The following is a 25,063-nucleotide window of genomic DNA, read 5'->3' on the forward strand; positions in this document are numbered from 1 at the left end:
ACGAACATTATCCTTTAATCAACCGCAGAATATCGTTGTATGTTACAGCGATCATCAGCAGCATCAGCATGGCGAACCCGATAAAATGAACCAGGCTCTCCCGGTTGGGATCCACCGGTTTGCCGCGCACCGCTTCGATTCCCAAGAACACCAGACGGCTTCCATCCAGGGCCGGAATCGGCAGCAGGTTGAAAATACCCAAGTACAAGCTTAGAAGCGCGGACCAATATATCATCGGCGCAGCCCCGGCCGCAGCATATTCCCCTGTGACCTCAACGATCCGAACGGGCCCTCCCAAATCATCCAATGTAAATTGGCCGAACACCAGCATCTTGAAGCCGATCATGATTTGTTTGGTAACGAGCACCATATTGTTCCAGGCGCCGGTGAAAGCTTCGCCGATCTGCACCGAACGGGTACCGAAAGCCAGCGAAACCCCAACAAGCGGCTCCGTCGATTCCTTGTTCCTCGGAACGACTTCCTTGCTCAATTGCTCCTGATCCCGTTCAATCACCCAGGTCATCGGCTGTCCGGCCGATTCGTTGATAAGCTCCATCAGCTTGTTGCGGTCCGTGCCGATCGTCTCACCGTTCACTTCCCGGATGATATCACCGGCAGCCAATCCGGCCTTCTCTGCTGGAGAACCAGGTTCAATTCCACCCAGAGTGACATTGACCGGCACCCCGTTCATAAACATAAAAATAAGGAACAGCACAAAGGCAAGTATAAAGTTCATTAGCGGCCCGGCAAAAATAGACAAAGCCCTCTGCCCAACCGTCTTGCTACCGAATTGGCGGTCCCAGGGGGCGATCTGCGTTTCTTTGCCCCGGGCTACCATCATCGCCTGCGGATGAATGGCGTATCGAACCGTCTCCCCATCGGTAATCAGCTCGACAAACAATTCCTTCTCCAGATCGATACGCACGACTTCTCCGAGGAGAACATCCGAGCGCTGATCCAGCTTATCCAAAAACAGATGTGTCGCATTATCCTGATCGATACGAATTCCTATCGTCTGACCGGGAGTAATCTCCACAATTTCCGGGTCCTCCCCGGCCATTCGGACGAAACCGCCGATGGGCAGCAAGCGGAGCGTATACTTCGTCTCGCCTTTCTTAAAGGTAAACAATTTCGGTCCGAAGCCAATGGCAAATTCTCTGACAAGAATACCTGCCCGCTTCGCAAAATAGAAGTGTCCCCATTCATGAAGAGTTACCAACACGAAAAACATGAGGATAATTTGCAAGCCGATTTGTACATACTCCAATCTTGGTTCCTCCCAGCTAAACGGTAATGTATTGCCGAACAGTATTATCCTGCCGCCCGCATCCGTTAGTCCACCCTGTCTCCCGGATGTAAAGAAAATGCCCCCAAGCTTTCCACGGACAACAGCTTTTATGCCTGATAAAGGCAGCGTATCATTAGTTTTTACTGTTCTAAGATTAACATGTTTTCCATTTCCAATACAAGCCGGGTCGACTATATCCCATTTATATGTACAACGCAGCAGCAACTATTCATGTCCGCTTGCTACATTAACCCCTACCTTGAAATCCGTCTATTTTCATTTTCTGCTGGTGCCCCACAAGTGGAAATGGCGCGTCTAACTGGATTTTATACAGCTATTTTGCTCCTCCGAAGTGAAGGACGGAAACTAAGTGGAAAAACTACAGCTATTTTGTGCAAAAAAGGCGCTTTCAGCAAAAAACCTCAATTCTAAATGCAGTTTTTCCATTTACTTTAATCACTTTCTACTAATCACTTGAATTTACCTACATAAAATACAGTTAAATCGTCTTTATCCAATAGAAATCGAGTTTCCTCTACTTATTCAATATCTAAATAAACCTTATATTTTACCGGTCAAATCAAGCCGTTAAATCAATTCGCTCTGCGATGTCAAAGAAAAAGCCGGGCAGAACCCAGCCGCAGCTTCCATTGTATGCAAGGATAAACGGCTTTCGCCCTCCTTTGGACAGGCGCGTTTACCGATGAAATATTAGAACAGGTGAAAACTTATACTGATCGAAAATCGGGGGGACCAGGCGACCGCGAACGGTTATCCAATCCAATTCCGAGCGTTACTTCCCGCGACTTATTCACCGGAAAAACTTAGAAAACAATCCGGGCAGCGGTTTCCCTCGCCCATTCGTCCGTCTGCAGTACCTGATCCAAATCCGGGGAGAGAATAAGCTGGTGCTTGTCCAATACCCGTTCTATGATCTCCTCGATTTGCAGGAAAGTAATTTCTCCCTTCATAAACCGGGAGACGGCAATCTCGTTAGCCGCATTGAAGACAGCGGGAGCCGTCCCGCCCATGCGTCCGCTCTCATAAGCCATGGCCAAGCAAGGAAAACGTTCCATATCCATCGGCTTGAAATGAAGCTTGCCGAGTTCAGCCAGACGAAGCGGTGCGGTGGGAGTTTTCTTACGATTTGGATAGGTCAATGCATACTGGATAGGCACCCGCATATCGGGATTGCCGAGCTGCGCAATGACACTGTAATCTGCGAATTCAACCATCGAGTGGATCGTGCTTTCCTGGTGAAGAATAACTTCAATCTGATCATAAGACACCTGGAACAGCCAATGAGCTTCAATCACTTCCAGCCCTTTGTTAGCCATTGTGGCGGAATCGATCGTGATCTTGGCCCCCATCGACCAGTTCGGATGCTTCAGAGCATCCTCCAAGGTCACCCCGTGCAATTCCTCACGCGTTCTGTCCCGGAATGCTCCTCCCGATGCAGTCAGCGTTAATTTCGAAATTGTCGAAGGCGACTCCCCGTTTAAGCATTGGAAAATGGCGGAATGCTCACTGTCTACAGGAAGGAGAGCGACTCCATGCTTGGCTGCAAGCTCCGTGACCAAATGCCCTGCGCTGACCAGCGTCTCTTTGTTGGCGATGGCTATCTGCTTGCCCGCCTCAATGGCCGCCAGCGTAGGCTTGAGCCCCTGGCTGCCCACAACCGCCGTAACGACCAGGTCGGCTTCGGTTCCTGCCGCCACCTCCATCATCCCTTCCTCACCGTAGAAAACGGCCGTCGTGGAAGGAACATGCGGCTTTAATTGTGCGGCCAACTCTTTGGTGGCAACCGAAACCTTGCTCGGCTTGAATTGTCGGACCTGTTCTATTAACAAGGGAAGATTGGTGCCTGCAGCCAGGCCTTCCACCCTATAGCTGTCCGGATCATGGGCAATTACGTCCAAGGTTTGCGTCCCGACCGATCCGGTGGAGCCTAATATCGAAATTTTCTTCATTGCCAGCAATCCCTCCTAATTTGGGATAAGCGAGAGGATATGAACGAGCGGAAACACAATGAGCCAGCTGTCCACACGATCAAGCACACCGCCATGACCCGGCAGGATGTTCCCGGTATCCTTAATGCCTTTGACCCGCTTGTACGCCGATTGGATCAAATCGCCCATTTGGCCGGCAACCGCGGCTACGGCCCCGATCAGGACGGCATTCCATACCGGAAGCAAATCGGGCTTGGACCAAGCGAAGCAAAGCGCTGCAATTATCGATATAACGATTCCGCCAAGCGCCCCTTCGATTGTTTTGTTCGGGCTTATATCCGGCCACAGCTTCCTCTTCCCGAACGATCTGCCGGCGAAATAAGCGCCGGAGTCCGATGCCCAGATGGTGACGAAGAGGAGCAAAGTCCAGAACAATCCGTTCGGCTCCAGGCTGCGGGAATAAATCATGTAATGGAAACCGAGGCCGATGTAGACAGCCCCTGCGAATACCGTCGATATGTCATCGATCGTCATCTTGTTTTTGGTAACCACCGTTGCTGCAAGGAGGACAAACAGCAGCAGCCAAATTAAACTGGCCAGCGGGAACTTATCGGTGAATGTACCGAAATTCGCCAAAAATACAAAAACAAACATGAAAACAAGACCAATGACGAACATCGGAAAATGATACTTGAGCTTGTACATGCGCAAAAATTCGCCGAATCCGACAAAGGCCAGCCCGAGCACCAGCCCGGCAAACCAATAGCCGCCCAACAGCAAAAAAGTTATAAACAGAGCCCCGGCCACAACGCCGGTCACGATTCTCGTCTTCATGTCCATCCTCCAAAGAAAGGGCTACAATCCCCCATAACGGCGAATACGGCTCTGGTATTCCCGAATGGCTTCGTAAAAATCGTTCTCCGAAAATTCCGGCCAATACAAATCGGTGAACAACAGTTCTGTATAGGCAAGCTGCCACAGCATAAAATTGCTGATTCGCAGTTCTCCGCTTGTCCTTATGAGAAGGTCCGGATCGGGCAAACCTGCCGTCTGCAATCGTTTGGAATATTCTTCTTCGGTGATGTCTTCCAACTTTAGCCTTCCTGATTGAACGTCACGCACCATTTCTCTCATCGCTTCGGTCATTTCTTTACGGCTGCCGTAATTAAAAGCGAAGTTCAGAACCAAGCCGGTATTATGCTTCGTCCGCTCAATGGCGTTTTCTACCGCTTCCAAAGTGTGCCCCGGAACACCCTCTTTCCAGCCGGTCATCCGAATCCGCACATTTTTTTGGACCAATTCATCTATTTCCAAAGGAAAAAACTCCTGGGGAAGGCTCATCAAGTAATCCACCTCATCCTGCGGCCTCTTCCAGTTTTCGGTGGAAAACGCGTACAGCGTTAATATTTCGATGCCGATATCATCTGCCGCAATAGTGATTTTCTTGACATTCTTCATCCCTGAATGATGGCCTGCGATTCGCGGCAGTCCTCTCCGTCTGGCCCATCTCCCGTTGCCGTCCATAATGATGGCAACATGGCGGGGAATATTATCGTCGGAGAGTATGCTTTGGCTATCGACTTTCTTATTTTTGCCAAACCAAGATTTCTTTTGAGACATTATTGTATCCCCCATATAGGTTTAGAAAAACGGTCAGCAAAACCGGGCTGCCAAGGCTGGGTCGAGTTGCTGCCGAATTCGTAGGCTGCTGCGGCAGTAGCACTGAGTATCCGACTTGTTGCCAAAAACTAAAACCCCCCCTCCACGAAGGGGGTTATTGACGGGTGAGGGGGTTATACCTCTGTAATTTCCTTTTCTTTCGCTTCCAGGATTTTATCCACTTCCGCTACGAATTTATCCGTCATTTTCTGAATGTCGTCCTGATGACGTCTGGATTCATCCTCAGAGATATCCGTCTTCTCCAGCTTCTTGATGTCGTCATTGGCATCTCTGCGGATGTTGCGGATAGCCACCTTGGCTTCCTCGCCGGATTTGCGGGTTAATTTGACCAGCTCCGCCCGTCTTTCGGCCGTTAGAGCCGGAATGACAATGCGGATGGAGGAACCGTCGTTAGCGGGGGTCAATCCCAAATCCGATTTCATAATGGCCTTCTCAATGGCCGGAATGGAAGACTTATCCCAAGGCTGGATCATTAATGTGCGGGAATCGGGTGTAGTTATGTTCGCAAGTTGATTAACGGGCGTCATTGTCCCGTAGTATTCTACCTGTATCCGGTCCAGAAGGCCCGGCGTCGCACGTCCGGCTCTCAAGGATGCCAGTTCCTTGCGAAGCGAGTCTATCGCTTTATTCATTCGTTCTTCAGCGTTCTTCTTCACCGACTGCGGCATTATGATACACTCCCTTTTACAATCGTTCCGATTTTTTCACCTAGAACTACTCTTTTGATATTACCTTCATCTGTAATAGAGAATACAATGAGCGGGATATTGTTGTCCATACATAAGGAGGAAGCAGTGGAATCCATAACTCCCAGGTTGTTGCTGATCACTTCCATATAGGTCAGTTCTTCAAACTTGACCGCGTCTTTGTTAATAAAAGGATCTGCACTGTACACACCGTCCACCTTATTCTTGGCCATCAGGATCACTTCCGCTTCGATTTCGGCGGCGCGCAGAGCTGCTGTCGTATCTGTGGAGAAATACGGATTTCCCGTACCCGCCGCGAAGATAACGACGCGTCCTTTCTCCAGATGGCGGATAGCGCGTCTTCGTATGTACGGTTCCGCTACCTGCTGCATTTCAATAGATGTCTGAACGCGGGTAGGAACGCCCACGTCTTCTAAAGCGTCCTGGAGGGCGAGCGAATTCATGACGGTTGCCAGCATCCCCATATAGTCCGCAGTGGCGCGGTCTATCCCTTTGGCGCTTCCGGCTATTCCCCGCCAAATGTTTCCTCCGCCCACGACAATGGCGATCTCGATCTTCAAATCATGGATCGTCTTAACCTGCTCTGCAATGGAAGTAATCATCGCGGAGTCGATCCCGTATCCCTGCTGCCCGGCAAGTGCTTCGCCGCTTAATTTCAATACAATTCGCTTAAAAATGGGTTGTTCCAACGTAGGTACCTCCACTTGAAGATAGATTTGAACCGTTGTCCAACTTTGTGCAGCCTGACGCGGCTAAAAAAGAAGGAACACGGGTGGGTGTTCCATCATAAATGGCCGTTCTCTATTACATTTTCGCTTGAGACATAACCTCTTCGGCAAAGTTTTCCTGTTTCTTCTCCAGGCCTTCTCCCAACTCATAACGAACAAAACGGCGAATGGTGATGTTCTCACCGATTTTGCTGATCTTCTCGTTCAACAAGGTCGAGATCGTTTTGTCCGGATCTTTAATGAAGGCTTGCTCCATGAGGCAGAATTCTTCATAGTATTTCCCGATACGGCCTTCGACCATTTTATCGACAATATGCTCCGGCTTTCCTTCGTTCAATGCCTGGGATCTTAAAATTTCTTTCTCTTTGTCCAGCTCTTCCTGAGGAACATCCTCGCGTCTTACATATCGAGGGCTGGTCGCAGCGATTTGCATAGCGATATCTCTGACGAACTCCTGGAAATCATCCGTCTTGGCCACGAAGTCCGTTTCGCAGTTGACTTCAACCAGCACTCCGATTTTACCGCCGGCATGAATGTAAGATTGAACTGCGCCTTCAGTAGCGATCCGTCCTGCTTTGTTGGCAGCCGCCGCCAAGCCTTTCTCCCGGAGAACCTCAATCGCTTTAGTCAGATCCCCGTTAGCTTCTTCCAGGGCTTTCTTGCAATCCAACATTCCTGCACCTGTCTTCTCGCGCAGTTCTTTAACCATTGCAGCTGTTACTGCCATTTGTTTTCCTCCTCGGCAAAATTTCTCATAGTAGTCTTATATCTCTTCCTTTTTTAAAAAAAGGGGGGCGATAGGTTATTACACCTTCAACCCACCCTTTTTCAATTTATCCTATTAGATTACGCAGTCGTCTGTTCGCCTTGGTTGGCCTCGATGATCGCTTCGGCCATCTTGGAAGTCAGAAGCTTCACTGCGCGGATAGCATCATCGTTGCCCGGAATCACATAATCGATTTCATCCGGATCACAGTTCGTATCCACGATCCCGACAATCGGGATTCCCAGCTTGCGGGCTTCTGCTACGGCAATGCGCTCTTTGCGCGGATCGATAACGAACAATGCGCTAGGAAGACCCTTCATATTCTTGATTCCGCCCAAAAACTTCTCCAGACGCTCCTTCTCCTTGCGGAGAATGATAACTTCTTTCTTAGGCAGAACATCGAACGTGCCGTCTTCTTCCCACTTCTCCAGCTCATGGAGACGGTCGATCCGCTTCTGAATCGTAGCGAAGTTCGTCAACGTGCCTCCCAGCCAACGCTGGTTGATGTAGAACATTCCGCAGCGCTCGGCTTCTTCCTTGACAGAATCTTGAGCCTGCTTCTTCGTGCCGACGAACAGGAAGGTTCCTCCTTCACCGGCGACAGACTTAACGAAGTTGTAAGCCTCTTCGACTTTCTTGACCGTCTTCTGCAGGTCGATGATGTAAATACCGTTTCTTTCCGTGAAGATGTATTTGTCCATTTTCGGGTTCCAGCGACGGGTCTGGTGACCAAAGTGAACCCCAGCCTCCAACAGCTGTTTCATGGAGATAACTGCCATCTTCACACACCTCCTCTATTGGTTTTATTCTCCTCCGCCATTCTCATCTTGGAATCAGACTTTCCGACAGAAAGCACCCTCATTCCAATTAAATGGCGTGTGTTCTTGACACCGTCAATAAATATACCATATTCATTTTGCCGTTGCAACAAAATCTGCCTTTATTTTCATGGGCCGGAATAACCTCCGCCAATTCATTTTACTAACCGTTATCGGAAACAATGATAGCCCGGGAAAAGACCAAAAAGAGACTTCAGCACGCGGCCAAGGTCTCTTGTCAGTCGAACGTTATCTTTTCAATCACTGAATCCATGTCTTCTCCCGGGGCGAAGGAATAAACTCCGCTCCTTATCTTGGGTGTCCGCTTCTGCTCCTTAAGCCTCGATTCGAAAGCATCCTTGTCTGCGACAATTCCGGCCTCCGATAACAATTCTGCGACGTCCGAGGCCAGCATTCCGGCTTTAATCTGCACATCGACATTCGCGGCATTCCCATTCTCCGCATCAACATCCGTCACGACGGCTTCTCCCGATGCGGCCCCATCTTGTTCCGCCGCGGCCTGTGCAAGCCTGAGCTGTTCGTCCAGCTCCTCCTGTGTATACAGTTTAACATCGGACGGATACAAGGCATAGCCCGCTTCCTCAGCCAGCTTCCGCCAATCCGGCTCCGCCTCCGTTTGCTGCATTTCCGAATCTATCGGGGGCATGTCGCGCTGGACAGCGATATTCATGACCTGCAGCAGCACGGCTCCGATGACGAGACCGCTTCCTATCCCCGTCCAGAACGATCTACGCCCGGACACGCTCATGACTGTTCTCCTCCTGTTTGCCCAGCTGCACGATCAGATTAACTTCCCCTTTGTTCATCCCCAGCTTGCGGGCGATCGCTTCTATCGATTTCCCCTGCTCATATAATGAAAAAAGCTCGGCGTACCTTGCCTTGATGTTCATCATCCCGCTATCAATCGCGGAAGCTGCCTCTTCCTCCTGAGCTGCTGCGGCTTCGAGTGTCGGTGGCGCCGGAGCTTCCGCAGCGGAATGAGCATGACCGGCCGTTTGGGATCCGGATGGAACGGGCACGGCCTCTTGTTTGAGCCGCTCCATCTGATTGCCCAGAATTTCATTCTGCTTCTCCAGCTCGCCCATTCTGCGGCTAAGCTGCTCCAACTGGCTGTTATGCTCGTCTTTCATTCTGGAAATGGTCAGGAGAAGCTTCTCATTGTCTTGTTCCAAATCCGCAGCAAACTGTTCGATTGCTCCTTCCATTTCCTTAACCACGTCGGATGACGGTCTGGAGGGCTTGGGCAGAAGACGTGCGATTACGATGATAACTGCTCCTGCCACTACGATGTATACCCAAGGGTCATTCATTTAAGCTTCACCTTTTTCGTCAAATCGTGTTTCTTGATGCTTCAGCCAAGTGCAGGACGGCACTAAAGCTGCATATCTATAATTCTTCCCTTGTACGGGTGCTGCGGTCTCTTCTCCTCCATAGGCCTGGATTCGCCCGAGGTCTTTCTTCTTCCGTGTCCGCTTCCCCGGTTTCGTTCCCGACGCTCCTCCCCGTCCCGAATCCCTCCCTGCTCGGGCGCTTCCGATTTCGAGGCGACGTGCCGTTCCCGGTCTGTCTGTTTGGAAGTTTGCTCTGTGAGATGATTTTGATCATGGACCGGCTTCTGCTGAATTTCATTTTGCTTGATCCCGGCTTCGGGGCTTTTGTGAACAGCCAGCTGCATATCGATCGATTTCAGGCTCATGCGCTTGATCCCTCCAACTTATCGCGAGAAATTCAAGGATTCTCCTTACGGATAAAGCGGAAACATGCCGATATCTCCATCGTCAATCCGGAAGTAAACCCGCTGCACCGGGTCATTGATCATTTTGGTATGACGGCCCATGACCAGCTTGGTTCCGCCGTAAACCGTTGAGGTCGCTTCAATTCTTGCTTTCCCGGTATCCTCCAGCATGGTCTCCAATTGCAGAATCCGGTCCTTGACCGTTTCCGTTGCATCCAACGTCTGCTTACGGGTATTCGCCAGCTTGACCCGCATGGCTGCTTTATCAGGCGAAAGCTGTCCTGCTGCGGCCAACTGGTCAAGAATTGTCAACGCTTTCTCCGTCTTCTGCAGGTTATCGGTATTCACCTTCAGCTGTTCCTTGAGCTTATGCAACTCACTACGCACCTCCGGCAGGACGCCTACTTCAATAACGGTGGCCGTCGACATGGAATTGCCGATCGTTCGGGCGACGACCTGTTCGCCCGCCTGGAGTTTCCCGCCGACAATCAGTCCCTTGGCGCCTTCACACCGGATGCTTCTTCCCGCCCGGATATTGGAGTGCATTATACTCTGGGAAATCAGCACGTCTTCCCCCGCTTCCACATTGCCATCCTGGATGAACGCACTCCTAATCGTCTTGCCGGCACGAATCCATCCTTTATTCTGGGCTAATATTCCCGCGCTGATCAGTATGGACCCGCCGGCCTCCATCTCGGCTCCCTCGACGGTTCCGGTGACGCGTATATCTCCCTCCGCCTTGATTTTGAAGCCGGTCAGCACATTCCCGCGGATAACAACCGTGCCTACAAAGTCGATATTGCCAATGGCGTAGTCGACATCCCCATTCACCTCGTAAACGGGAAAAACGTTGATCTGTCCCTTGCCCGTATAACTGATCACCCCATCAATGGCCGAATACAGCTGAGTGTTGTTGGCATCCGTTACTACATTCTTGCCTACCTTGAACCGGGCTTCCTTGCCGTTTCTGGCCATGAGGACCTCACCGGTAACGGCTTTGCCGGGAACTCCTTTCGTTGGGGGAGTTCTGCTGGCGAGAAGCTCCCCTTTTTTTACATTTAAAATGCTCGTAACTTCCCGGTAATCTACGGTGCCGTCTTCCAGCACGGCGGGCTTCTTGGCCGATGCTTTCATATCGAACCAATATTTGATTTCGCCGTCCTTGCCCGGTTTGGGCGGGTCTCCTGTGGCAATAACGATTTTGCGCTTAATGAAAGGACCCGGGTCCTTGGCGATCTGGACAAGCCGGGCGTAATCAATGCCGTAACTGATGGAATGTTTTTTCAGCAGCGTTTCTAACTGCTCGACGGTGCATACCATATCTTCCCCGCAATGCGAGAAATCGAGGAAGGCTTCCAGCTTGTCGTCGGAGAGCAGCACATCAATGAAGAATTCAGTAGAGGCTGAATGAGGGTTCATTGTATCCATCCCTTCTATTCATGCAACAATTGCACTTTAAATCGTCCAAGCGATCCTCTCAATCTGAGAATAGCCTTGGAGTGAAGCTGAGAAATCCGAGAAGGCGACAGCGACATTACCTCAGCAATTTCACTGAGCGACAGATCTTCATAATAAAACAGCGAGATGACCGTTCTCTCCTTTTCCGTCAGCCGGTCAATAGCTTTTGCCAACGTTTCCTTCAGAAAAAACTCGTTAACCTTATATTCCGGGTTTTTCGACGTCTCGTCAACCAAAACGGACAATCTCGTTTCCGATTCTTCCTCTTTAATAGGCTCATCAATGGAGCAGAGTGTCGTCAAAGTAATTTCTTGCAGCATCGATTGAAATTCCTTCTCCGAAACCTGCAGATAGCTGCTGATTTCCGCGTCGGTTACGGAACGCAAATGCTCCTGCTCCAGCTTCTGATAGGCTTCCTCTATTCTCTTGGCCTTCTCGCGCACGGAACGGGGCACCCAGTCTCCCTGGCGCAAACCGTCAATGATGGCTCCGCGAATTCTCCAGGAGGCATAAGTCTCAAATTGAAGTCCCCGCAAATGATCGAATTTCTCGATGGCGTCTATCAAACCCATTACTCCGTGACTGGCCAGATCCTCTTTCGATACCGAGCCCGGCATCCCGCTCGCCAGCCGGTTGGAAACGAAGTCCACGAGAGGAAGATAACATTCCATCAACCTTTTCTTCGCCTCCAGCGAGCGTTCTTCCTTCCACTGCTTCCATATTTCCATATTGGACAAATGTGACTGCTTATGAATTGCCATACAAGTTCACCTTCCTTAATCTTCTGAAAGATGACGAAGGGCTTTGACCATCTCTTCCGAATCGACCTTGTTTCTGGTCGCCAGCTTAGGCGGGTTCAAAGGGGAGAAGCCGGTCTCGTCCTGTTCCCTGTCGTCCTGGGCGGACGGGACGGGCTCTCCGGACAATCCGGACGGCTCGTCTGGCGTCGTAAAGTCGATCCTCTGTCCCCTGACGGAGTCCTCCGGCTGCGAGTCTGCAGAATCCCGCTCAGGATTCGTTCCTCCCATTACCGTTCCAAGGACCCATCGGAAAACAAATACGAGCGCGAATAAAATAACGAAGCTGTATAGAGTGCGGAGCAGAGTCGTCGTCAATATATTATTGGAAAAAGAGGATATAAAAGTGGCTGCGGCCCCCAATCCACCGATGATCGCATTCCAGCGAATGGTTCCTATCATTTACAGATCCCGGCTTCCATGCTGGACGCTCCGGATATGCAGAATGCCGGTAGCACAGTCCAATTCAATAGTTCGTCCATAATTTCCTCCCGTATCTTCCGCTTTAACGGGTATTCCGTATCGGTTCAGAACCGCTTTGCAAGATTCCACGTTGCGGGGGCCGATCCGCATCGTATCTTTCCTGGTATCAAAGGCAAACATCTGCGCTCCCCCTGCCATCTTGGCCTCCATCCGGCGGGTAGACGCGCCTTCCTGCTCCATCCTGCGGATCATCTCCGGCAAGGCTGTATCCGCGAATTTGGCTATATTGATTGGCCCTCTGGCAATGTCGGATGACGGAAGCATGACGTGGGCCATGCCGGCAATTTTGGCGACGGAATCATACAAAGTGACCCCGACGCAGGAACCGAGTCCAGTCGTTCTTAACGCGCCTTCTCCAACGACTATATTCAGATCCGCCATTCCGACCTTGACGACATTTTGTTGAATCATGAAGGAGGCACTCCCAATGCGGCAAACAGATTATCGAACGAATCGGGATCGGGGATAAAAAAGAAATGTCCCTCAATCGCTTCACTGCCTTCCAGGAAATTGGTGTCTATGAACAGGGCCTGCTCCCCCATCTGCCCGTATTCCAGCAAGCCATAGCTCAGAATCGCGCCGGCCATATCGATGGCCAGTGATGGAACGGAAGGAACCATGTCCAATTGGGTCAGCTCGGCCAACGAGGTCAGGTACGACCCGGCCAGAATATTGCCGATCTCCTGAAGCGCGGACAGCTCCATTTCGGAGAACTCTCCCTCACCTTCCATTCCGCCGGCGACGAGAGAGCCAAGAAGCTGCTTGGCCGATCCCTTGCTGAAAATAAAGAACAAATTGCCCGGAACGTCCCCTTCGACCCTCAGGAAGATAGCAATGACTACCTGCTCAGCTCCGCCGACGCTGTCTGAAATTTGTTCGAAGGGGACCATGTTCACCTGTGGGACGCGCATATCCACCGGCCGGCCCAGAAGCTTGGACAAAGCCGTCGCCGCGTGGCCCGCCCCAATATTGCCTACCTCTCTCAATACATCCATCTGGAATTCTGCCATTGGCTTCAACGGATTCATCGATCTAAGCCTCGAACTGTTCCAGTTGAATGATCTCTTCCTTGTTCAGCACCTCCCGCAAATTAAGCAGGACCAGCAGTCGGTCCTCACCGATTTTCGCGATGCCGTGCAAATATTTGGCTTTGATGCCGCCCACCACTTCCGGCGGATCATCAACCGAATCGGCGGGCACATCGAGAACATCATTAGCCGAATCGACGATCAGCCCTACCTCGATATCGTTGATGGCGACGACAATTAGCCGGGTCTGATCCGTATATTCGGTTTCCTCAAGCCCGAAGCGGCCTCTAAGATCGATAACCGGCGTTACGACTCCGCGCAAGTTCACAACTCCTCTGACAAACGACGGAGTCTTGGGAACCCGGGTAATCGGCAGCATGCGCTCGATCGTCTGAACTCTTTCTACATCCACGCCGTATTCCTCGCTGCCGAGAGTAAACACGATCACCTTCAAATCTTCTTCCATTCCCACTCACCCTTTCGACATATAGTTAATGGTTATTTAATCAAAGCATTGGTTTCCAGAATGAGGGCAACCTGACCGTCCCCCAAAATTGTGGCTCCGGAAACGGCGAACGGGTTGTCCAAATATTTGCCCAACGATTTCAGAACAATTTCCTGCTGTCCGATAAACTCGTCGACAACCAGAGCGGCCTGTTTGTCTCCTTTCCGGATCACGATAATCTGCAGGGAAGAGCTGACGGCTACCGATTGAACCGGGATATCCAGAAGCTGATCCAGGAAGATGACCGGAATCACACTGCCGCGGAAATCGATCATCGGATTGCCGTGTACCTGACGAATCTCGCTCTTCTCGACTATCGCCGTCTCCGAGATAGAGGACAGCGGGATAGCATATTTCTCCTCGCCTGCTCTTATCAGCATGGCGGTTATGATAGAGAGGGTTAACGGAAGCTGGACCGAAAATTTCGTCCCTAGTCCGGGATTTGACGACACCGAAACTTGTCCGCCCAGGGATTGAATTTTGGTCTTGACGACGTCCAGACCTACCCCGCGGCCGGAAATATCGGAGATTTGATCTGCCGTGCTGAAGCCGGAAGCGAACAGAAGCTGGTAAACCTCCTCGTCGGACAGTTTATCCGCCTGTTCCTGGGTAACCACATTTTTGCGAATCGCCGTTTGCAGCACTTTATCGCGGTTAATTCCTTTGCCGTCATCCTCAATTTCGATGAAGACATGGTTGCCGCTTTGGAACGCTCTAAGTTGAATCGTTCCGGTCTCGGGTTTGCCCGCGGCCACACGATCGCTAACCGATTCCAGCCCGTGGTCCACCGCATTCCTCAATAAATGAACGAGCGGATCTCCGATTTCATCAATGACGGTCCGGTCCAGTTCCGTCTCTGCTCCGGTAATGACGAGGTCCACCTTCTTATCCAGCGATTTGGCGATATCGCGGATCATCCGGGGGAACCGGTTGAATACCGTATCGATCTGCACCATCCTGAGCTTCAGCACAATGTTCTGCAAATCACCGCTTACACGGGTCATATGCTCGACCGTGTCGATCAAATCGCTATTGCGGATCTCGCTTGCCAGCTGCTCCAGGCGGACCCGGTCAATCAGCAGCTCGCTGAGCAGGTTCATCAGAACATCCAGACGCTCGATATCCACACGGATGGTCCGGCTTGCAACAGGTGCCGCGGCCGGTTTGGGCTTCGCTTTGCCGGACGCCTGCTTACCGTCTGACGCAGGCTGTTCCTTGGCTGCTGCTCCGGGATCAGCCGCCGGTTTCTCCGCAACGGCCGTTGCTGCCGCTTCCTGAACACCGGCACGAATCCGCTGCAGCGACTCTTTATCCAGCGGACGCACATCGACCGATTCGATTTCCGAGACCTTCATGATTTCAGCCTGAAGCTCCGCCGCTTCCTTATCGCTGACCAAATAAACGGAGAAGCCCTTGTCAAACTTTTCCTGCTCGATATCTTCTACGGACGGGATGGTTTGGACAACCTCCCCGCTTGCTTCCAGCACACCGAATACCATAAACGAACGTGCGGCCTTCAGCACACAATCGTCCCGAAAAACGACATCGATATGAAAGACCGCGTGGCCGGCTTCCAGGGTTTGCATAATGATAGAATATTGAAATTCATCCAAATCTGTGGAAGAAGCGGTGGATTGAGCGGTTCCTCCCGGAGCATCCCCGTTCACGATAGCTTTCAGGGAAGCTACCAGCTCGGATACGTCGAGGCTGCCTGTTCCACCATTGATAATATCGTTCACCATCGACTCCAGCGCGTCGTTGCCGCTGAATAAACATTCGAAGATCGGCTCGCTCATCGCCAGCTTGTCATTACGCACCAGATCGAGCACATTTTCCATTTCATGGGTTAACGAAGCGATATCCTCGAACCCCATCGTTGCCGACATGCCTTTAAGCGTATGCGCGGATCGAAAGATCGTCTGCACGATCTCGATATCTTCCGGACTCTGCTCCAGAACAAGCAGCTGGTCGTTCATGGCCTGTAAATGCTCTCTCGCCTCATCGATAAAAACCGACAAATATTGATTAATATCCAAAAAGCTGCACCTCCTGTATTTGCATCATGCGGACAGCCTCCGCTTCCTCTCCGGGAAAGCGGAGTGCAAACGCCCCCGAGTGCTTAACCGGCTTAAGTTTCAATAAGCTGTACCAGCTTCCCGCTAATGTGCTGCTGGGGCAATATATGCATGGCCGCTCCCCGTTCGACCGCAGCCCTGGGCATTCCATAGACTACACACGTCTCTTCCGCTTCAGCTATCGTCGTCACGGCCCCCGCCTGCTTCAGGGCAAGCATACCCGCCGCACCGTCACTGCCCATGCCCGTCATGAGTACGGCATGTCTCTTCAGTTCCTTAAAAGGAAGCAGAGATTCGAACAAGACATCCACAGACGGACGATGCCCGGAGCGGGTACCTTCGGCGGACAGACGAGTGCGGTATTGATCCGCCCCTTCCCTTTGCAGCAGGAGATGGTATCCCCCCGGGGCTATGTATGCCGTACCGCTCCTTACCGTCATCCCGTCTTCGGCCTCGACCACTCTGATCGCCGATGAAGAATCCAGACGGCGGGCCAATGAGCTGGTAAACACCGGAGGCATATGCTGGACGATCAGGATCGGTGCCGGAAAATTCGCGGGAAATCCGGACAATACCTGCTGCAGCGCTCTCGGCCCTCCCGTGGATGTGCCAATGGCTACCAGATGGCTGAAATGGCGCCTTCCTTCTGCCTTGGGGCCTTCGGTATTCCCTATCCCGGAAGAAAAGGGCGGCCTCCGGGCCGGCTTGGTTGCCGAAACCGCCGATTCCTTCTTGTCCGGCTGCGCCGGAAGGCCGATCGGCCGCACATTGGACCGCGCAGCCGCCATCAGCTTCTGGTGCAGCTCCAGCTTTACCTTGTATAGATCAAGTGAAATAGACCCTGACGGCTTGCCGATGAAATCAACCGCTCCCGATTGCAAAGCCTTTACGGTAGCTGCCGCCCCTTCCTGCGTCAAGCTGCTTAACATGACAACCGGAGTCGGATGCTCGGCCATAATTTTCTGCAGTGCCCTAAGCCCATCCATGACCGGCATTTCCACGTCCATCGTCACCACGTCCGGCTTCAGCTGCTTTACTTTCTCAACGGCTTCCGCCCCGTTGACGGCCGTGTCGACGACTTTTAACCGAGGGTTGCCGGACAACAAATCGCTAATGATTTTTCTCATGAATATGGAATCATCGACTACAAGTACCCTATAAGGGATCATCCGGGCTTCCCTCCTCAACGGTCAATTGTTATTTCCGACTTGTTTATTTCACCCGCTTGAACATTCGGTAGAGAAAGCCTTTGATACCTGCATTTGCAGAAGGCTGAGAGGTGGAACCGGATAGAAAGCGGTCGGCAATGTTGGCAATCGATCTGGAAGCACTGCTATGCGGATAAGCTACCGTGAACGGCTTCTGCATTTTGACAGCCTTAGATACGTTGCTGTCATCCAGCACATAGCCGAGAGCGGGAACGTCCGTCTGCAAAAAACGGTGGGCCGCCATGCGGATTTTGTCAGCGGTTTGCGTTCCTTCCCGCAAATCGGTGGCTCGATTGACAACGAGCCGAAAATTCACCTCATGCCCGAGCCCCTTCACCATCTTCATCACGGCATAGGCATCCGTAATGGAGGGCGGCTCCGGTGTCGTCACAATAATCGTCTCATCCGCCGACAGGATAAACCGGAGTGTTTCGTTCGATAATCCGGCCCCGGTATCGAAAATAATAAAATCGACGACGCCATTCAGCCTTTCTATCTCCCGCTTGAAAATATCCAGTTCCTGTTCGGACAGATGGAGCAGCTCGGTAACCCCGGAACCTCCGGCTATAAACTGCAGGCCGCCGTAGCATTCATGGATAATGGCCTGAATCGATTTGTTCTGCTTAAGAAGATGGTACAGGTTATAGCGTGGGGAAACCCCCATAAGCGTGTCGAGATTGGCCAGCCCCATATCCGCATCGAAGATGAGCACCTTGTGTCCGCGCGCCTGAAGAGCAAGGGCAAAGTTAAGCGTGAAATTGGACTTCCCTACTCCCCCTTTACCGCTCGTCACGGTAATGACACGGGTTTGGCCCGATGACGGGTCCGATTCCGAGGACGCTCTCATGCTCATGAGCCTTCGCAAACTTTGTGCCTGGTCATTCATGCACGGCTTCCCCCAAAATGACATTAATGATATGGTCCTCATCTGCTTCCGCAATATCGTCGGGAACATTCTGTCCATTCGTCACATAGGACAATTGGAGCTTAAGCGCATCGACCAAATTCAGCACAGCGCCGAGCGTGCCCGTTTCATCCATTTTTGTGAAAAGCACTTTATCCAGACGAAATTTCATGAAGTTATCGGCGATGACTTTCATATCCTTGTATTTGGTGGTCAGGCTGAGCACCAGGAACGTTTCGCTTGCCCCATGAGTTTGTATCAGGGAATGCAGCTCGGAGACATACATTTCGTTGCGGTAATTTCGCCCTGCGGTATCCATAAAGATGATATCCATGTCCTCCAACCGCGAGAAAGCCCGCTGCATATCCTGGGGCGAGAACACAACCTCTAACGGTGTGTTTAAAATGGTTGCGTATGTTTTCAGCTGCTCCACGGCCGAGATTCGATATGTATCGGAAGTGATCAGCCCTACTTTGCGCTTATGCTTGAGAACCTGCTCGGCGGCCAGCTTGGCGATGGACGTTGTCTTGCCTACTCCGGTCGGTCCGACGATATGCACAATGCGGGTTTGCGGCGAGATCACCTTCGGCCCCTGCCCCGAGAAAATGTCCCGCATCCTCTCCCTTGCCCGGGCTATGATCCGGGCCTTGTCCCATACTTCCGTAGACTCCTGCATTTCTTCGCGGATCGGCAGAAGAATCCGGTCGGTCAAATCCGGCGAAACATCCTGCTCCAGCAGCCTTTCTCTTACTTCCAGCCACGCGGGAGGAGCCTCCTCCTGAGGCTCGGAAGCGGCAGACAGCTTCTGCATCAGCAACTTCATCTGCCTGATCTCCTCAAGAATCGGCTCGTTTCCCTGTTCCTCCTTGGCGGAACGCCCGTTCGTCAAATCGGACTGCTGCTTGAAGCCGGTTCGGCCCGTCAAGTTGTGAGCATTTCTGTCCAGCGGGATGGGAGCATGAATTCCCGGTTTCCCGGTATCGAATACGGGATCCGAATTGGAGTTCAGGGCCGCGGCCACCTCAGACTGGAAGTCCGACCAGCCGGCTGCAGGCGGCGCCGGCGGCCGCTGCGGAACGGACATGCTCTCGTCCGCTGCCGCAATTACCTCTATCTTCTTCTTGCCGAACCAGCCCCACAGCCCTCCTGAGCGGATTTCTTTCGTATTTAAAATGATTGCGTTCTTGCCCAAGTCACTTCGGATCCGGGCAAGCGCGTCGGGCATTGAATCAACTACGTAACGTTTCACCTTCATAGATTGACTACCCCCATGCTTTGAATTTCAACACTCGGCTCCAGCTCGCTGTAAGACAACACCGGAATATCCTGCATCGTTCTTTCCAGCAGCTGACGCAAGTACATTCGAATCGTTGGGGAGGTCAGAATGACCGGCTGCTGTCCCGCTTGAACAACCTTGCCTACTTGCTCGCTCAATCGGTGAAAGATCGTCTGTGTTGAAGCCGGGTCCAGCGCCAGATACGACCCCTGGTCTGTCTGCTGTACCGATTCCGCAATTTTCTTCTCCAATGCCGGGCCCACCGTAATAACTTTAAGCGACTCGTCCCCCTGGGCGAACTGCTGGGTAATCTGGCGGGACAGCGCCTGCCGTACATATTCGGTCAGTACATCCGGGTCTTTCGTATAAGTTCCGTAATCGGCCAACGTTTCCAGAATGGTCACCATGTCCCGTACGGAAATTTTCTCACGCAGCAGCTTGACGAGAACTTTCTGAATATCGCCGATCGACAGCACATTCGGAATGAGCTCCTCCACCAGGGCCGGATAGCTCTCTCTTACGTTCTCGATCAACGCTTTCGTCTCTTGGCGTCCAAGCAGCTCGAAGGCATGCTTCTTGATCACTTCGGTCAGATGGGTCGCCACTACGGATGGCGGATCGACCACTGTGTAGCCGGACAGCTCTGCCCGGTCCTTCGTCTCCTCGTCGATCCATAGAGCCGGCAGTCCGAATGCCGGTTCCGTCGTTTCAATTCCGATAACGGAGTCGTCCTCCACTCCCGGACTCATCGCCAAGTAATGATTGAGGAGCAGCTCTCCTCTGGCAATCGTATTTCCTTTGATCTTGATCACATACTCGTTCGGCTTGAGCTGGATGTTATCGCGAATCCGGATAACCGGCACGACAATTCCGAGCTCAAGGGCGCACTGTCTGCGGATCAGAATAATCCGGTCCAGCAGATCTCCTCCTTGCTGGGTATCCGCCAGCGGAATCAAGCCATAACCGAATTCAAATTCAATCGGATCCACCTGCAGAAGGCTGATCACACTCTCCGGACTGCGCACCTCTTCGATTTGCTGCTCCTCTTCAAATTGCTGTTCCTCTTCCTGCCTCCGCTCCATATTCTTCTGCATCTTATAGGCCGCGAAGATCAACAGCCCGCCGATAGGAAGCGTCGCGCCAAGCCCGATTGGCGTGAACATTCCAAGAACCAATATCGTTCCGGCCACGACATATAGCAGTTTCGGGTAGTTAAGCAGCTGGCCGGCAATATCCGAAGCGAAGTTGCCGTCGGAGCTGGCGCGCGTCACAATCAATCCCGCAGATGTCGAGATAAGGAGGGCAGGAATTTGACTGACCAGACCGTCCCCGATCGTCAATCTGGAGAAGGTGGCCGCAGCCTCCGGCAGCGTCATATCGTGATACATCATTCCAATAATCAATCCGCCAAGAAGATTGATTATTAAAATGATAATTCCCGCGATGGCGTCCCCTTTGACAAACTTGCTGGCACCATCCATCGCTCCGTAGAAATCGGCCTCTCGTTCGATCTTGCTCCGGCGTTCTCTCGCCTGGGTTTCGTTAATCAGCCCGGCGTTCAAATCCGCATCGATACTCATCTGCTTACCGGGCATCGCATCGAGGGTGAAGCGCGCGGCCACCTCCGCAACCCGCTCCGAACCTTTCGTTATAACAATAAATTGAACAATAACCAGAATAAGGAATACAACAAATCCTACAACAATGTTGCCATTCGCAACGAACCCGCCGAAGGTGTCCACCACCTGGCCTGCTTCCGCTTCCGACAGAATGTTTCTTGTGGTTGAAATATTTAACGCCAGCCGATACAGCGTCGTTACGAGCAGCAGCGAAGGGAAGATCGAAAACTGCAGAGCTTCCTTCGTATTCATCGCCACGAGCAGGATCGTTAGAGCCAGTGTAATATTTATAATGAGGAGAACGTCTAGCAAAGGAATGGGAATCGGAACGACCATCATCAGAACGATCCCGATTATTCCGACCAATATGAATAAATCCCGTACTTTCACTGTTTAGTCTCCTCCATTTGCCCATTAATTGACTTTGCCCTTCAGCTTATACACGTAGGCCAGCACCTCAGCGACGGCTTGAAACAGGTCTCCGGGAATGGTTTCATTCAATTCCACCCGTTCATACAGCGCCCTGGCCAATGGTTTGTTCTCCATTATGGCAATCCCGTTCTGTTTGCCGATTTCCCTGATTTTCAAGGCAACCAAATCGACACCCTTCGCGATTACCTTCGGTGCCTCCATCTTCCCGGACTCATACTTTAGCGCTACCGCGAAATGAGTCGGGTTGGTGATGATAACGTCGGCCTTCGGAACCTCCTGCATCATCCGCTGCATGGCCATTCTTCTCTGTCTTTCCTTGATTTTCGACTTGATCAGCGGATCTCCCTCGGTCTTCTTGTACTCGTCCTTAATGTCCTGCTTGGACATTCGCAAGCCTTTCTCATGCTCATATTTCTGATACATATAGTCGAAGATAGCCAGCACGATCAGAACCAGTCCGATTTTCACGCCTAATTCGACCATAACCTGAGCTACATACGACAGAATGGATTCCAGAGGAAGATGGGCCAGTCCCATTAAACTTTCTTTCTTCCCCCACAAAGTGAAGAAGACGATGACTCCGATGACGATTAATTTGAAGACGGTTTTTAAAAATTCTACTAATGACCGCAATCCGAACATTTTCTTGGCCCCTTCCACCGGATTCAGCTTGTTCAGCTTCATCTTAAGAGGCTCGCCGGTGAACAAAACACCAATCTGTACATAATTGCCTATGACCGCCATGACGATGGCAAAGAGCAGAATGGGAGAAAGCATAATCATCCCGTCGATCATAAGCTTGTTAAATAATGCGGTCGTATTCGGGATCGTGACGTTCATCAGCATATAGTCGTATAGCGTTAATGTGAAGATTTCGAATAAACGCTCCTTCAGAAAGCCGCCGAACAATAAAAAGGCGACGAAGGTAAAGAACAGAACAAGCGCGCCGGGCAGCTCCATGCTTTTGGCTACCTGCCCTTTCTGTCGGGCCTCGCGCTTTTTCTTCGGTGTAGCGGGCTCTGTCTTTTCCTGTGAGAACAACTGCAGGTCCATCCGCCATCGATAAGCGGTCATCGGTCTCCCTCCAAACGCCATTCCATTGGCTAGGACGATCCCGGGACGGCCAATATCTCCAGCATTCTTTGCATATGCTCGAACATGGTCTTGAACAGGTCGGAAAACAGATTGTACATCCCCGGGATAAAAAAGAAGAGAAGAATCAGGCCGACCAGAATTTTCATCGGGATCCCTAACACGAAAATATTGAATTGCGGAGCGGTCTTTGCCAATACACCCAGCCCCACGTCAACCAGAAACAACGATGCAACCAGCGGAGCAGCCATTTGGAAAGCAAGGGCAAAAGCTGTAATAAACGCTTGAACGAGAAATTCGCTAACGTGCCCCCGAGCAATATGGGCGAAGAAATCATTGGACAACGGAACCCACTCATAGCTGTCCACAATGGCCTGGATAAGCAGATGATGACCGTTGAAGGTCAGAAACAGCAGCAGGGCAATGAAGTATTTAAAATTTCCCAGCAGCGGAGTCTGCACTCCCGTCATCGGGTCCATCACATTCGCCATCGCAAATCCGATTTGCACATCAATGAACGCTCCGGCTATCTGCACCGCGGTAAAGATAAAGTTCGCTATTAATCCAAGAAGCAAGCCGATCAAGATTTCTCTGATAATAGAAAGGAAATATTCCCCGTCCATCGGGATCGGCTCGTCCCCGATTGCAGGAATAGCCATTAGTGTAAGAAAAAACGACAATCCAAGCTTGAACTGGGGAGGAACGTTTCTCGCCGTGAACACTGGCGATGCGAGAAAGAAAGATGTTATTCTGCAAAAAATAAGCAGGACGTTAGGAATGAACTGCAAGAAGAACTCCATCGATTTTCCCCAGCCCTAACCGATATACTTATGTAAGTTATTGAACAAATTAAACGTAAAGTCGACCAGCGTGGTCAATATCCACGGTCCAAACAGAAGCACTGTCAACAAGACCGCAACGATTTTCGGAACGAACGCCAGTGTCTGCTCCTGAATTTGGGTGGTCGCCTGAAAGATGCTGATCGCCAAACCTACGGCCAGTGCGACAATCAGCATGGGAGCACTGGCTTTCAAGACGGTATATACCGCTTCGCCCGCCAGCCGTATGACAAAATCTGAAGCCATCGGTTTCCCTCCTGTAAGCTTGTTGACGGTCAGGAATTAAAACTGACCAACAACGATTTGACAACCAGATACCAACCGTCCACGAGAATAAACAGCAGAACCTTGAACGGAAGCGAGATCATGACCGGAGGAAGCATCATCATCCCCATGGACATCAGCGTGCTGGCAATAATCATATCGATCACGAGAAACGGCACGAAGATCATGAAACCCATCTGAAAAGCCGATTTCAGCTCGCTGATCGCAAAAGCGGGAATAAGAGCGGTCAACGGAGTATCCGCGATCCCGGTCGGTCTGTCGGCACGGGAGTAATCCAGAAACAGCTTCAAATCTTTTTCTCGGGTATGCTTGCCCATAAATTCCTTCAGCGGGAGAGCCGCCCGACTCAAGGCTTCGTTCTGTGTGATCTCCCCGGCCATATATGGCTGGAAAGCCACTTTGTTGATCTCCGCAAGTGTCGGAGACATGACGAACAGGGTCAAGAACAAGGCCAGACCAATCAGCACCTGATTAGGAGGCATTTGCTGGGTTGACAAAGAAGTTCGGACAAATCCAAGCACAATGACGATCCGTGTGAAGCTGGTCATAAGAACGAGTATGGCCGGAGCCAGACTTAATATTGTAATGAGCAGAACGATCGTGACCGTACTGGCCGTTCCGGCGGGATCACCCGTTCCGCTGCCGATGTCTATATTGATGTTGGGAATAGGAAGCGTGTCTCCCTCTTCGGCAAAGCTCTGGCCCGGGAACAGGAAGGAGCTCAGCAGAATGACACCCAGAACCGCAAGCCTCTTAATTCTTTTCATCGTTCATCCGACCGATCCGTTTTGTTTTCATTATGAATCCATTGCTCGACCTTATCATTGCGGCCGGATAACTGATTCATCTTTTGCTGGAACATCTGTTGGAAAGAAGTCATCGCTTCGTCCTCATTTTTTTTGGGCTCAAACCATTTTCTGATTTGGGAGATTCCCTTCATTTCAGGCTGTCCGGCCGTACTTTGACTGCGGATAAACTCTATTTCTTCCGGGTCGTTTATTTTGTGCAGCAGCCGGATCTCTTCTCCGACTCCCAGCACATACAATGAATGTCCGATTTCCACAATCTGAACCGATTTGTTCTGGCCGAGAGGTACGCCTCCCCATGTTTTAATGGTGCGTCCGGGAAGAAAACCCCGATTTTTTTGAGCCATCCACTTAATTATGATAAGAAATAAACCGATAATTAGGACTAGATAGACAATCACTTTGACCGCCATGCCGAATCCGTTGTAGGACAGTCCGTCCTCTTCGCCTTCGGCGAAACAGCGGGAACCCCACATCAAGCCAACCATAAGCAGCCCCAGGGTTCCCGGACAGATCTTGCCGGCTAGACTGCTTCCAACCCGACCGCATGTCCCTTTCATATTT

General features: G+C 51.4%; 27 protein-coding genes. All 27 read right to left on the reverse strand.

Annotated elements, in window-relative coordinates; all coding sequences use genetic code 11:
* Positions 1–7: 7 nt before the first annotated feature.
* Positions 8–1,267, reverse strand: coding sequence for an RIP metalloprotease RseP (gene rseP / locus FS806_RS03135; RefSeq protein WP_144933094.1), 1,260 nt, complete (start codon positions 1,265–1,267; stop codon positions 8–10).
* Between the two features lie 845 nt (positions 1,268–2,112).
* Positions 2,113–3,258: a 1-deoxy-D-xylulose-5-phosphate reductoisomerase gene (locus FS806_RS03140; RefSeq protein ID WP_144933095.1), complete on the reverse strand. Its 1,146-nt coding sequence runs from the start codon at positions 3,256–3,258 to the stop codon at positions 2,113–2,115.
* A 15-nt stretch (positions 3,259–3,273) separates the two neighbouring features.
* Positions 3,274–4,071, reverse strand: a complete 798-nt coding sequence (locus tag FS806_RS03145; RefSeq protein WP_144933096.1) for a phosphatidate cytidylyltransferase — start codon at positions 4,069–4,071, stop codon at positions 3,274–3,276.
* Positions 4,072–4,092: 21 nt separating this feature from the next.
* Positions 4,093–4,857, reverse strand: a complete 765-nt coding sequence (locus FS806_RS03150; protein ID WP_144933097.1) for an undecaprenyl pyrophosphate synthase — start codon at positions 4,855–4,857, stop codon at positions 4,093–4,095.
* A gap of 173 nt (positions 4,858–5,030) precedes the next feature.
* The gene (gene frr, locus FS806_RS03155) at positions 5,031–5,585 is read right to left on the reverse strand and encodes a ribosome recycling factor (RefSeq protein ID WP_144933098.1); all 555 of its coding nucleotides are present in this window, start codon (positions 5,583–5,585) and stop codon (positions 5,031–5,033) included.
* On the reverse strand, positions 5,585–6,313 hold the full coding sequence (gene pyrH / locus FS806_RS03160; protein ID WP_144933099.1) for a UMP kinase: 729 nt from the start codon (positions 6,311–6,313) through the stop codon (positions 5,585–5,587). Before pyrH ends, frr begins: the two co-directional genes overlap by 1 nt.
* 115 nt (positions 6,314–6,428) lie before the next feature.
* Positions 6,429–7,079 (reverse strand): translation elongation factor Ts, encoded by a 651-nt coding sequence (gene tsf, locus FS806_RS03165; protein ID WP_144933101.1) that lies wholly within the window; start codon positions 7,077–7,079, stop codon positions 6,429–6,431.
* 119 nt (positions 7,080–7,198) lie between these two features.
* A complete protein-coding gene (rpsB, locus tag FS806_RS03170; protein ID WP_144933103.1) occupies positions 7,199–7,897 on the reverse strand; it encodes a 30S ribosomal protein S2 in 699 nt (232 codons plus the stop codon).
* 277 nt (positions 7,898–8,174) lie between these two features.
* Complete coding sequence (locus FS806_RS03175) at positions 8,175–8,705, reverse strand: MltG/YceG/YrrL family protein (protein ID WP_144933105.1); 531 nt, start codon at positions 8,703–8,705, stop codon at positions 8,175–8,177.
* Positions 8,686–9,267, reverse strand: a complete 582-nt coding sequence (locus FS806_RS03180; RefSeq protein WP_144933107.1) for a DUF6115 domain-containing protein — start codon at positions 9,265–9,267, stop codon at positions 8,686–8,688. The genes FS806_RS03175 and FS806_RS03180 overlap by 20 nt, the downstream gene beginning before the upstream one ends.
* 62 nt (positions 9,268–9,329) lie before the next feature.
* Positions 9,330–9,653, reverse strand: coding sequence for a hypothetical protein (locus tag FS806_RS03185; protein ID WP_144933108.1), 324 nt, complete (start codon positions 9,651–9,653; stop codon positions 9,330–9,332).
* A gap of 45 nt (positions 9,654–9,698) precedes the next feature.
* A complete protein-coding gene (locus FS806_RS03190) occupies positions 9,699–11,111 on the reverse strand; it encodes a flagellar assembly protein A (RefSeq protein WP_144933110.1) in 1,413 nt (470 codons plus the stop codon).
* A gap of 14 nt (positions 11,112–11,125) precedes the next feature.
* Positions 11,126–11,911: a FliA/WhiG family RNA polymerase sigma factor gene (locus FS806_RS03195; RefSeq protein WP_144933112.1), complete on the reverse strand. Its 786-nt coding sequence runs from the start codon at positions 11,909–11,911 to the stop codon at positions 11,126–11,128.
* Positions 11,912–11,926: 15 nt separating this feature from the next.
* A complete protein-coding gene (locus FS806_RS03200; RefSeq protein WP_144933114.1) occupies positions 11,927–12,349 on the reverse strand; it encodes a hypothetical protein in 423 nt (140 codons plus the stop codon).
* Positions 12,350–12,841 carry a chemotaxis protein CheD gene (locus tag FS806_RS03205; protein ID WP_144933116.1) on the reverse strand — a complete coding sequence of 164 codons (492 nt, stop codon included), beginning with the start codon at positions 12,839–12,841 and terminating at the stop codon, positions 12,350–12,352.
* Entirely contained in the window at positions 12,838–13,458 is a 621-nt protein-coding gene (locus tag FS806_RS03210) for a chemotaxis protein CheC (RefSeq protein ID WP_144933118.1), read from the reverse strand. Before FS806_RS03210 ends, FS806_RS03205 begins: the two co-directional genes overlap by 4 nt.
* Before the next feature lie 4 nt (positions 13,459–13,462).
* Positions 13,463–13,924 carry a chemotaxis protein CheW gene (locus FS806_RS03215; RefSeq protein ID WP_144933120.1) on the reverse strand — a complete coding sequence of 154 codons (462 nt, stop codon included), beginning with the start codon at positions 13,922–13,924 and terminating at the stop codon, positions 13,463–13,465.
* Positions 13,925–13,956: 32 nt separating this feature from the next.
* Complete coding sequence (locus tag FS806_RS03220) at positions 13,957–15,999, reverse strand: chemotaxis protein CheA (RefSeq protein ID WP_144933122.1); 2,043 nt, start codon at positions 15,997–15,999, stop codon at positions 13,957–13,959.
* Between the two features lie 92 nt (positions 16,000–16,091).
* Positions 16,092–17,207: a protein-glutamate methylesterase/protein-glutamine glutaminase gene (locus tag FS806_RS03225; protein ID WP_144933124.1), complete on the reverse strand. Its 1,116-nt coding sequence runs from the start codon at positions 17,205–17,207 to the stop codon at positions 16,092–16,094.
* 43 nt (positions 17,208–17,250) lie between these two features.
* Positions 17,251–18,132 carry a MinD/ParA family protein gene (locus tag FS806_RS03230; protein ID WP_144933126.1) on the reverse strand — a complete coding sequence of 294 codons (882 nt, stop codon included), beginning with the start codon at positions 18,130–18,132 and terminating at the stop codon, positions 17,251–17,253.
* Complete coding sequence (gene flhF / locus FS806_RS03235) at positions 18,125–19,405, reverse strand: flagellar biosynthesis GTPase FlhF (RefSeq protein WP_144933128.1); 1,281 nt, start codon at positions 19,403–19,405, stop codon at positions 18,125–18,127. Before flhF ends, FS806_RS03230 begins: the two co-directional genes overlap by 8 nt.
* Entirely contained in the window at positions 19,402–21,435 is a 2,034-nt protein-coding gene (gene flhA / locus FS806_RS03240; protein ID WP_144933130.1) for a flagellar biosynthesis protein FlhA, read from the reverse strand. Before flhA ends, flhF begins: the two co-directional genes overlap by 4 nt.
* A gap of 24 nt (positions 21,436–21,459) precedes the next feature.
* A complete protein-coding gene (flhB, locus tag FS806_RS03245) occupies positions 21,460–22,551 on the reverse strand; it encodes a flagellar biosynthesis protein FlhB (protein ID WP_144933132.1) in 1,092 nt (363 codons plus the stop codon).
* Between the two features lie 29 nt (positions 22,552–22,580).
* Positions 22,581–23,369: a flagellar biosynthetic protein FliR gene (fliR, locus tag FS806_RS03250; RefSeq protein WP_144933134.1), complete on the reverse strand. Its 789-nt coding sequence runs from the start codon at positions 23,367–23,369 to the stop codon at positions 22,581–22,583.
* Positions 23,370–23,384: 15 nt separating this feature from the next.
* A complete protein-coding gene (fliQ, locus tag FS806_RS03255) occupies positions 23,385–23,654 on the reverse strand; it encodes a flagellar biosynthesis protein FliQ (RefSeq protein WP_144933136.1) in 270 nt (89 codons plus the stop codon).
* Positions 23,655–23,683: 29 nt separating this feature from the next.
* The gene (gene fliP, locus FS806_RS03260) at positions 23,684–24,460 is read right to left on the reverse strand and encodes a flagellar type III secretion system pore protein FliP (protein WP_144933138.1); all 777 of its coding nucleotides are present in this window, start codon (positions 24,458–24,460) and stop codon (positions 23,684–23,686) included.
* Entirely contained in the window at positions 24,457–25,059 is a 603-nt protein-coding gene (locus FS806_RS03265; protein WP_144933140.1) for a flagellar biosynthetic protein FliO, read from the reverse strand. The genes fliP and FS806_RS03265 overlap by 4 nt, the downstream gene beginning before the upstream one ends.
* Between the last annotated feature and the right edge of the window lie 4 nt (positions 25,060–25,063).

The sequence above is a fragment of the Paenibacillus sp. 32O-W genome (genome assembly GCF_007679495.1).
Classification (GTDB): Bacteria; Bacillota; Bacilli; order Paenibacillales; family NBRC-103111; genus Paenibacillus_L; species Paenibacillus_L residui.

Excerpts from the sequence above, each read along its gene's own strand:
- flhB (WP_144933132.1), bottom strand. The coding sequence starts at position 22,551 with ATGACCGCTTATCGATGGCGGATGGACCTGCAGTTGTTCTCACAGGAA.
- FS806_RS03225 (WP_144933124.1), bottom strand. The coding sequence starts at position 17,207 with ATGATCCCTTATAGGGTACTTGTAGTCGATGATTCCATATTCATGAGA.
- fliR (WP_144933134.1), bottom strand. The coding sequence starts at position 23,369 with ATGGAGTTCTTCTTGCAGTTCATTCCTAACGTCCTGCTTATTTTTTGC.
- FS806_RS03265 (WP_144933140.1), bottom strand. The coding sequence starts at position 25,059 with ATGAAAGGGACATGCGGTCGGGTTGGAAGCAGTCTAGCCGGCAAGATC.
- FS806_RS03175 (WP_144933105.1), bottom strand. The coding sequence starts at position 8,705 with ATGAGCGTGTCCGGGCGTAGATCGTTCTGGACGGGGATAGGAAGCGGT.
- FS806_RS03150 (WP_144933097.1), bottom strand. The coding sequence starts at position 4,857 with ATGTCTCAAAAGAAATCTTGGTTTGGCAAAAATAAGAAAGTCGATAGC.
- tsf (WP_144933101.1), bottom strand. The coding sequence starts at position 7,079 with ATGGCAGTAACAGCTGCAATGGTTAAAGAACTGCGCGAGAAGACAGGT.
- FS806_RS03140 (WP_144933095.1), bottom strand. The coding sequence starts at position 3,258 with ATGAAGAAAATTTCGATATTAGGCTCCACCGGATCGGTCGGGACGCAA.
- fliQ (WP_144933136.1), bottom strand. The coding sequence starts at position 23,654 with ATGGCTTCAGATTTTGTCATACGGCTGGCGGGCGAAGCGGTATATACC.
- frr (WP_144933098.1), bottom strand. The coding sequence starts at position 5,585 with ATGCCGCAGTCGGTGAAGAAGAACGCTGAAGAACGAATGAATAAAGCG.
- rpsB (WP_144933103.1), bottom strand. The coding sequence starts at position 7,897 with ATGGCAGTTATCTCCATGAAACAGCTGTTGGAGGCTGGGGTTCACTTT.
- FS806_RS03145 (WP_144933096.1), bottom strand. The coding sequence starts at position 4,071 with ATGAAGACGAGAATCGTGACCGGCGTTGTGGCCGGGGCTCTGTTTATA.
- FS806_RS03230 (WP_144933126.1), bottom strand. The coding sequence starts at position 18,132 with ATGAATGACCAGGCACAAAGTTTGCGAAGGCTCATGAGCATGAGAGCG.
- FS806_RS03180 (WP_144933107.1), bottom strand. The coding sequence starts at position 9,267 with ATGAATGACCCTTGGGTATACATCGTAGTGGCAGGAGCAGTTATCATC.
- FS806_RS03210 (WP_144933118.1), bottom strand. The coding sequence starts at position 13,458 with ATGAATCCGTTGAAGCCAATGGCAGAATTCCAGATGGATGTATTGAGA.
- FS806_RS03215 (WP_144933120.1), bottom strand. The coding sequence starts at position 13,924 with ATGGAAGAAGATTTGAAGGTGATCGTGTTTACTCTCGGCAGCGAGGAA.
- fliP (WP_144933138.1), bottom strand. The coding sequence starts at position 24,460 with ATGAAAAGAATTAAGAGGCTTGCGGTTCTGGGTGTCATTCTGCTGAGC.
- FS806_RS03190 (WP_144933110.1), bottom strand. The coding sequence starts at position 11,111 with ATGAACCCTCATTCAGCCTCTACTGAATTCTTCATTGATGTGCTGCTC.
- FS806_RS03200 (WP_144933114.1), bottom strand. The coding sequence starts at position 12,349 with ATGATAGGAACCATTCGCTGGAATGCGATCATCGGTGGATTGGGGGCC.
- FS806_RS03195 (WP_144933112.1), bottom strand. The coding sequence starts at position 11,911 with ATGGCAATTCATAAGCAGTCACATTTGTCCAATATGGAAATATGGAAG.
- flhF (WP_144933128.1), bottom strand. The coding sequence starts at position 19,405 with ATGAAGGTGAAACGTTACGTAGTTGATTCAATGCCCGACGCGCTTGCC.
- FS806_RS03185 (WP_144933108.1), bottom strand. The coding sequence starts at position 9,653 with ATGAGCCTGAAATCGATCGATATGCAGCTGGCTGTTCACAAAAGCCCC.
- FS806_RS03205 (WP_144933116.1), bottom strand. The coding sequence starts at position 12,841 with ATGATTCAACAAAATGTCGTCAAGGTCGGAATGGCGGATCTGAATATA.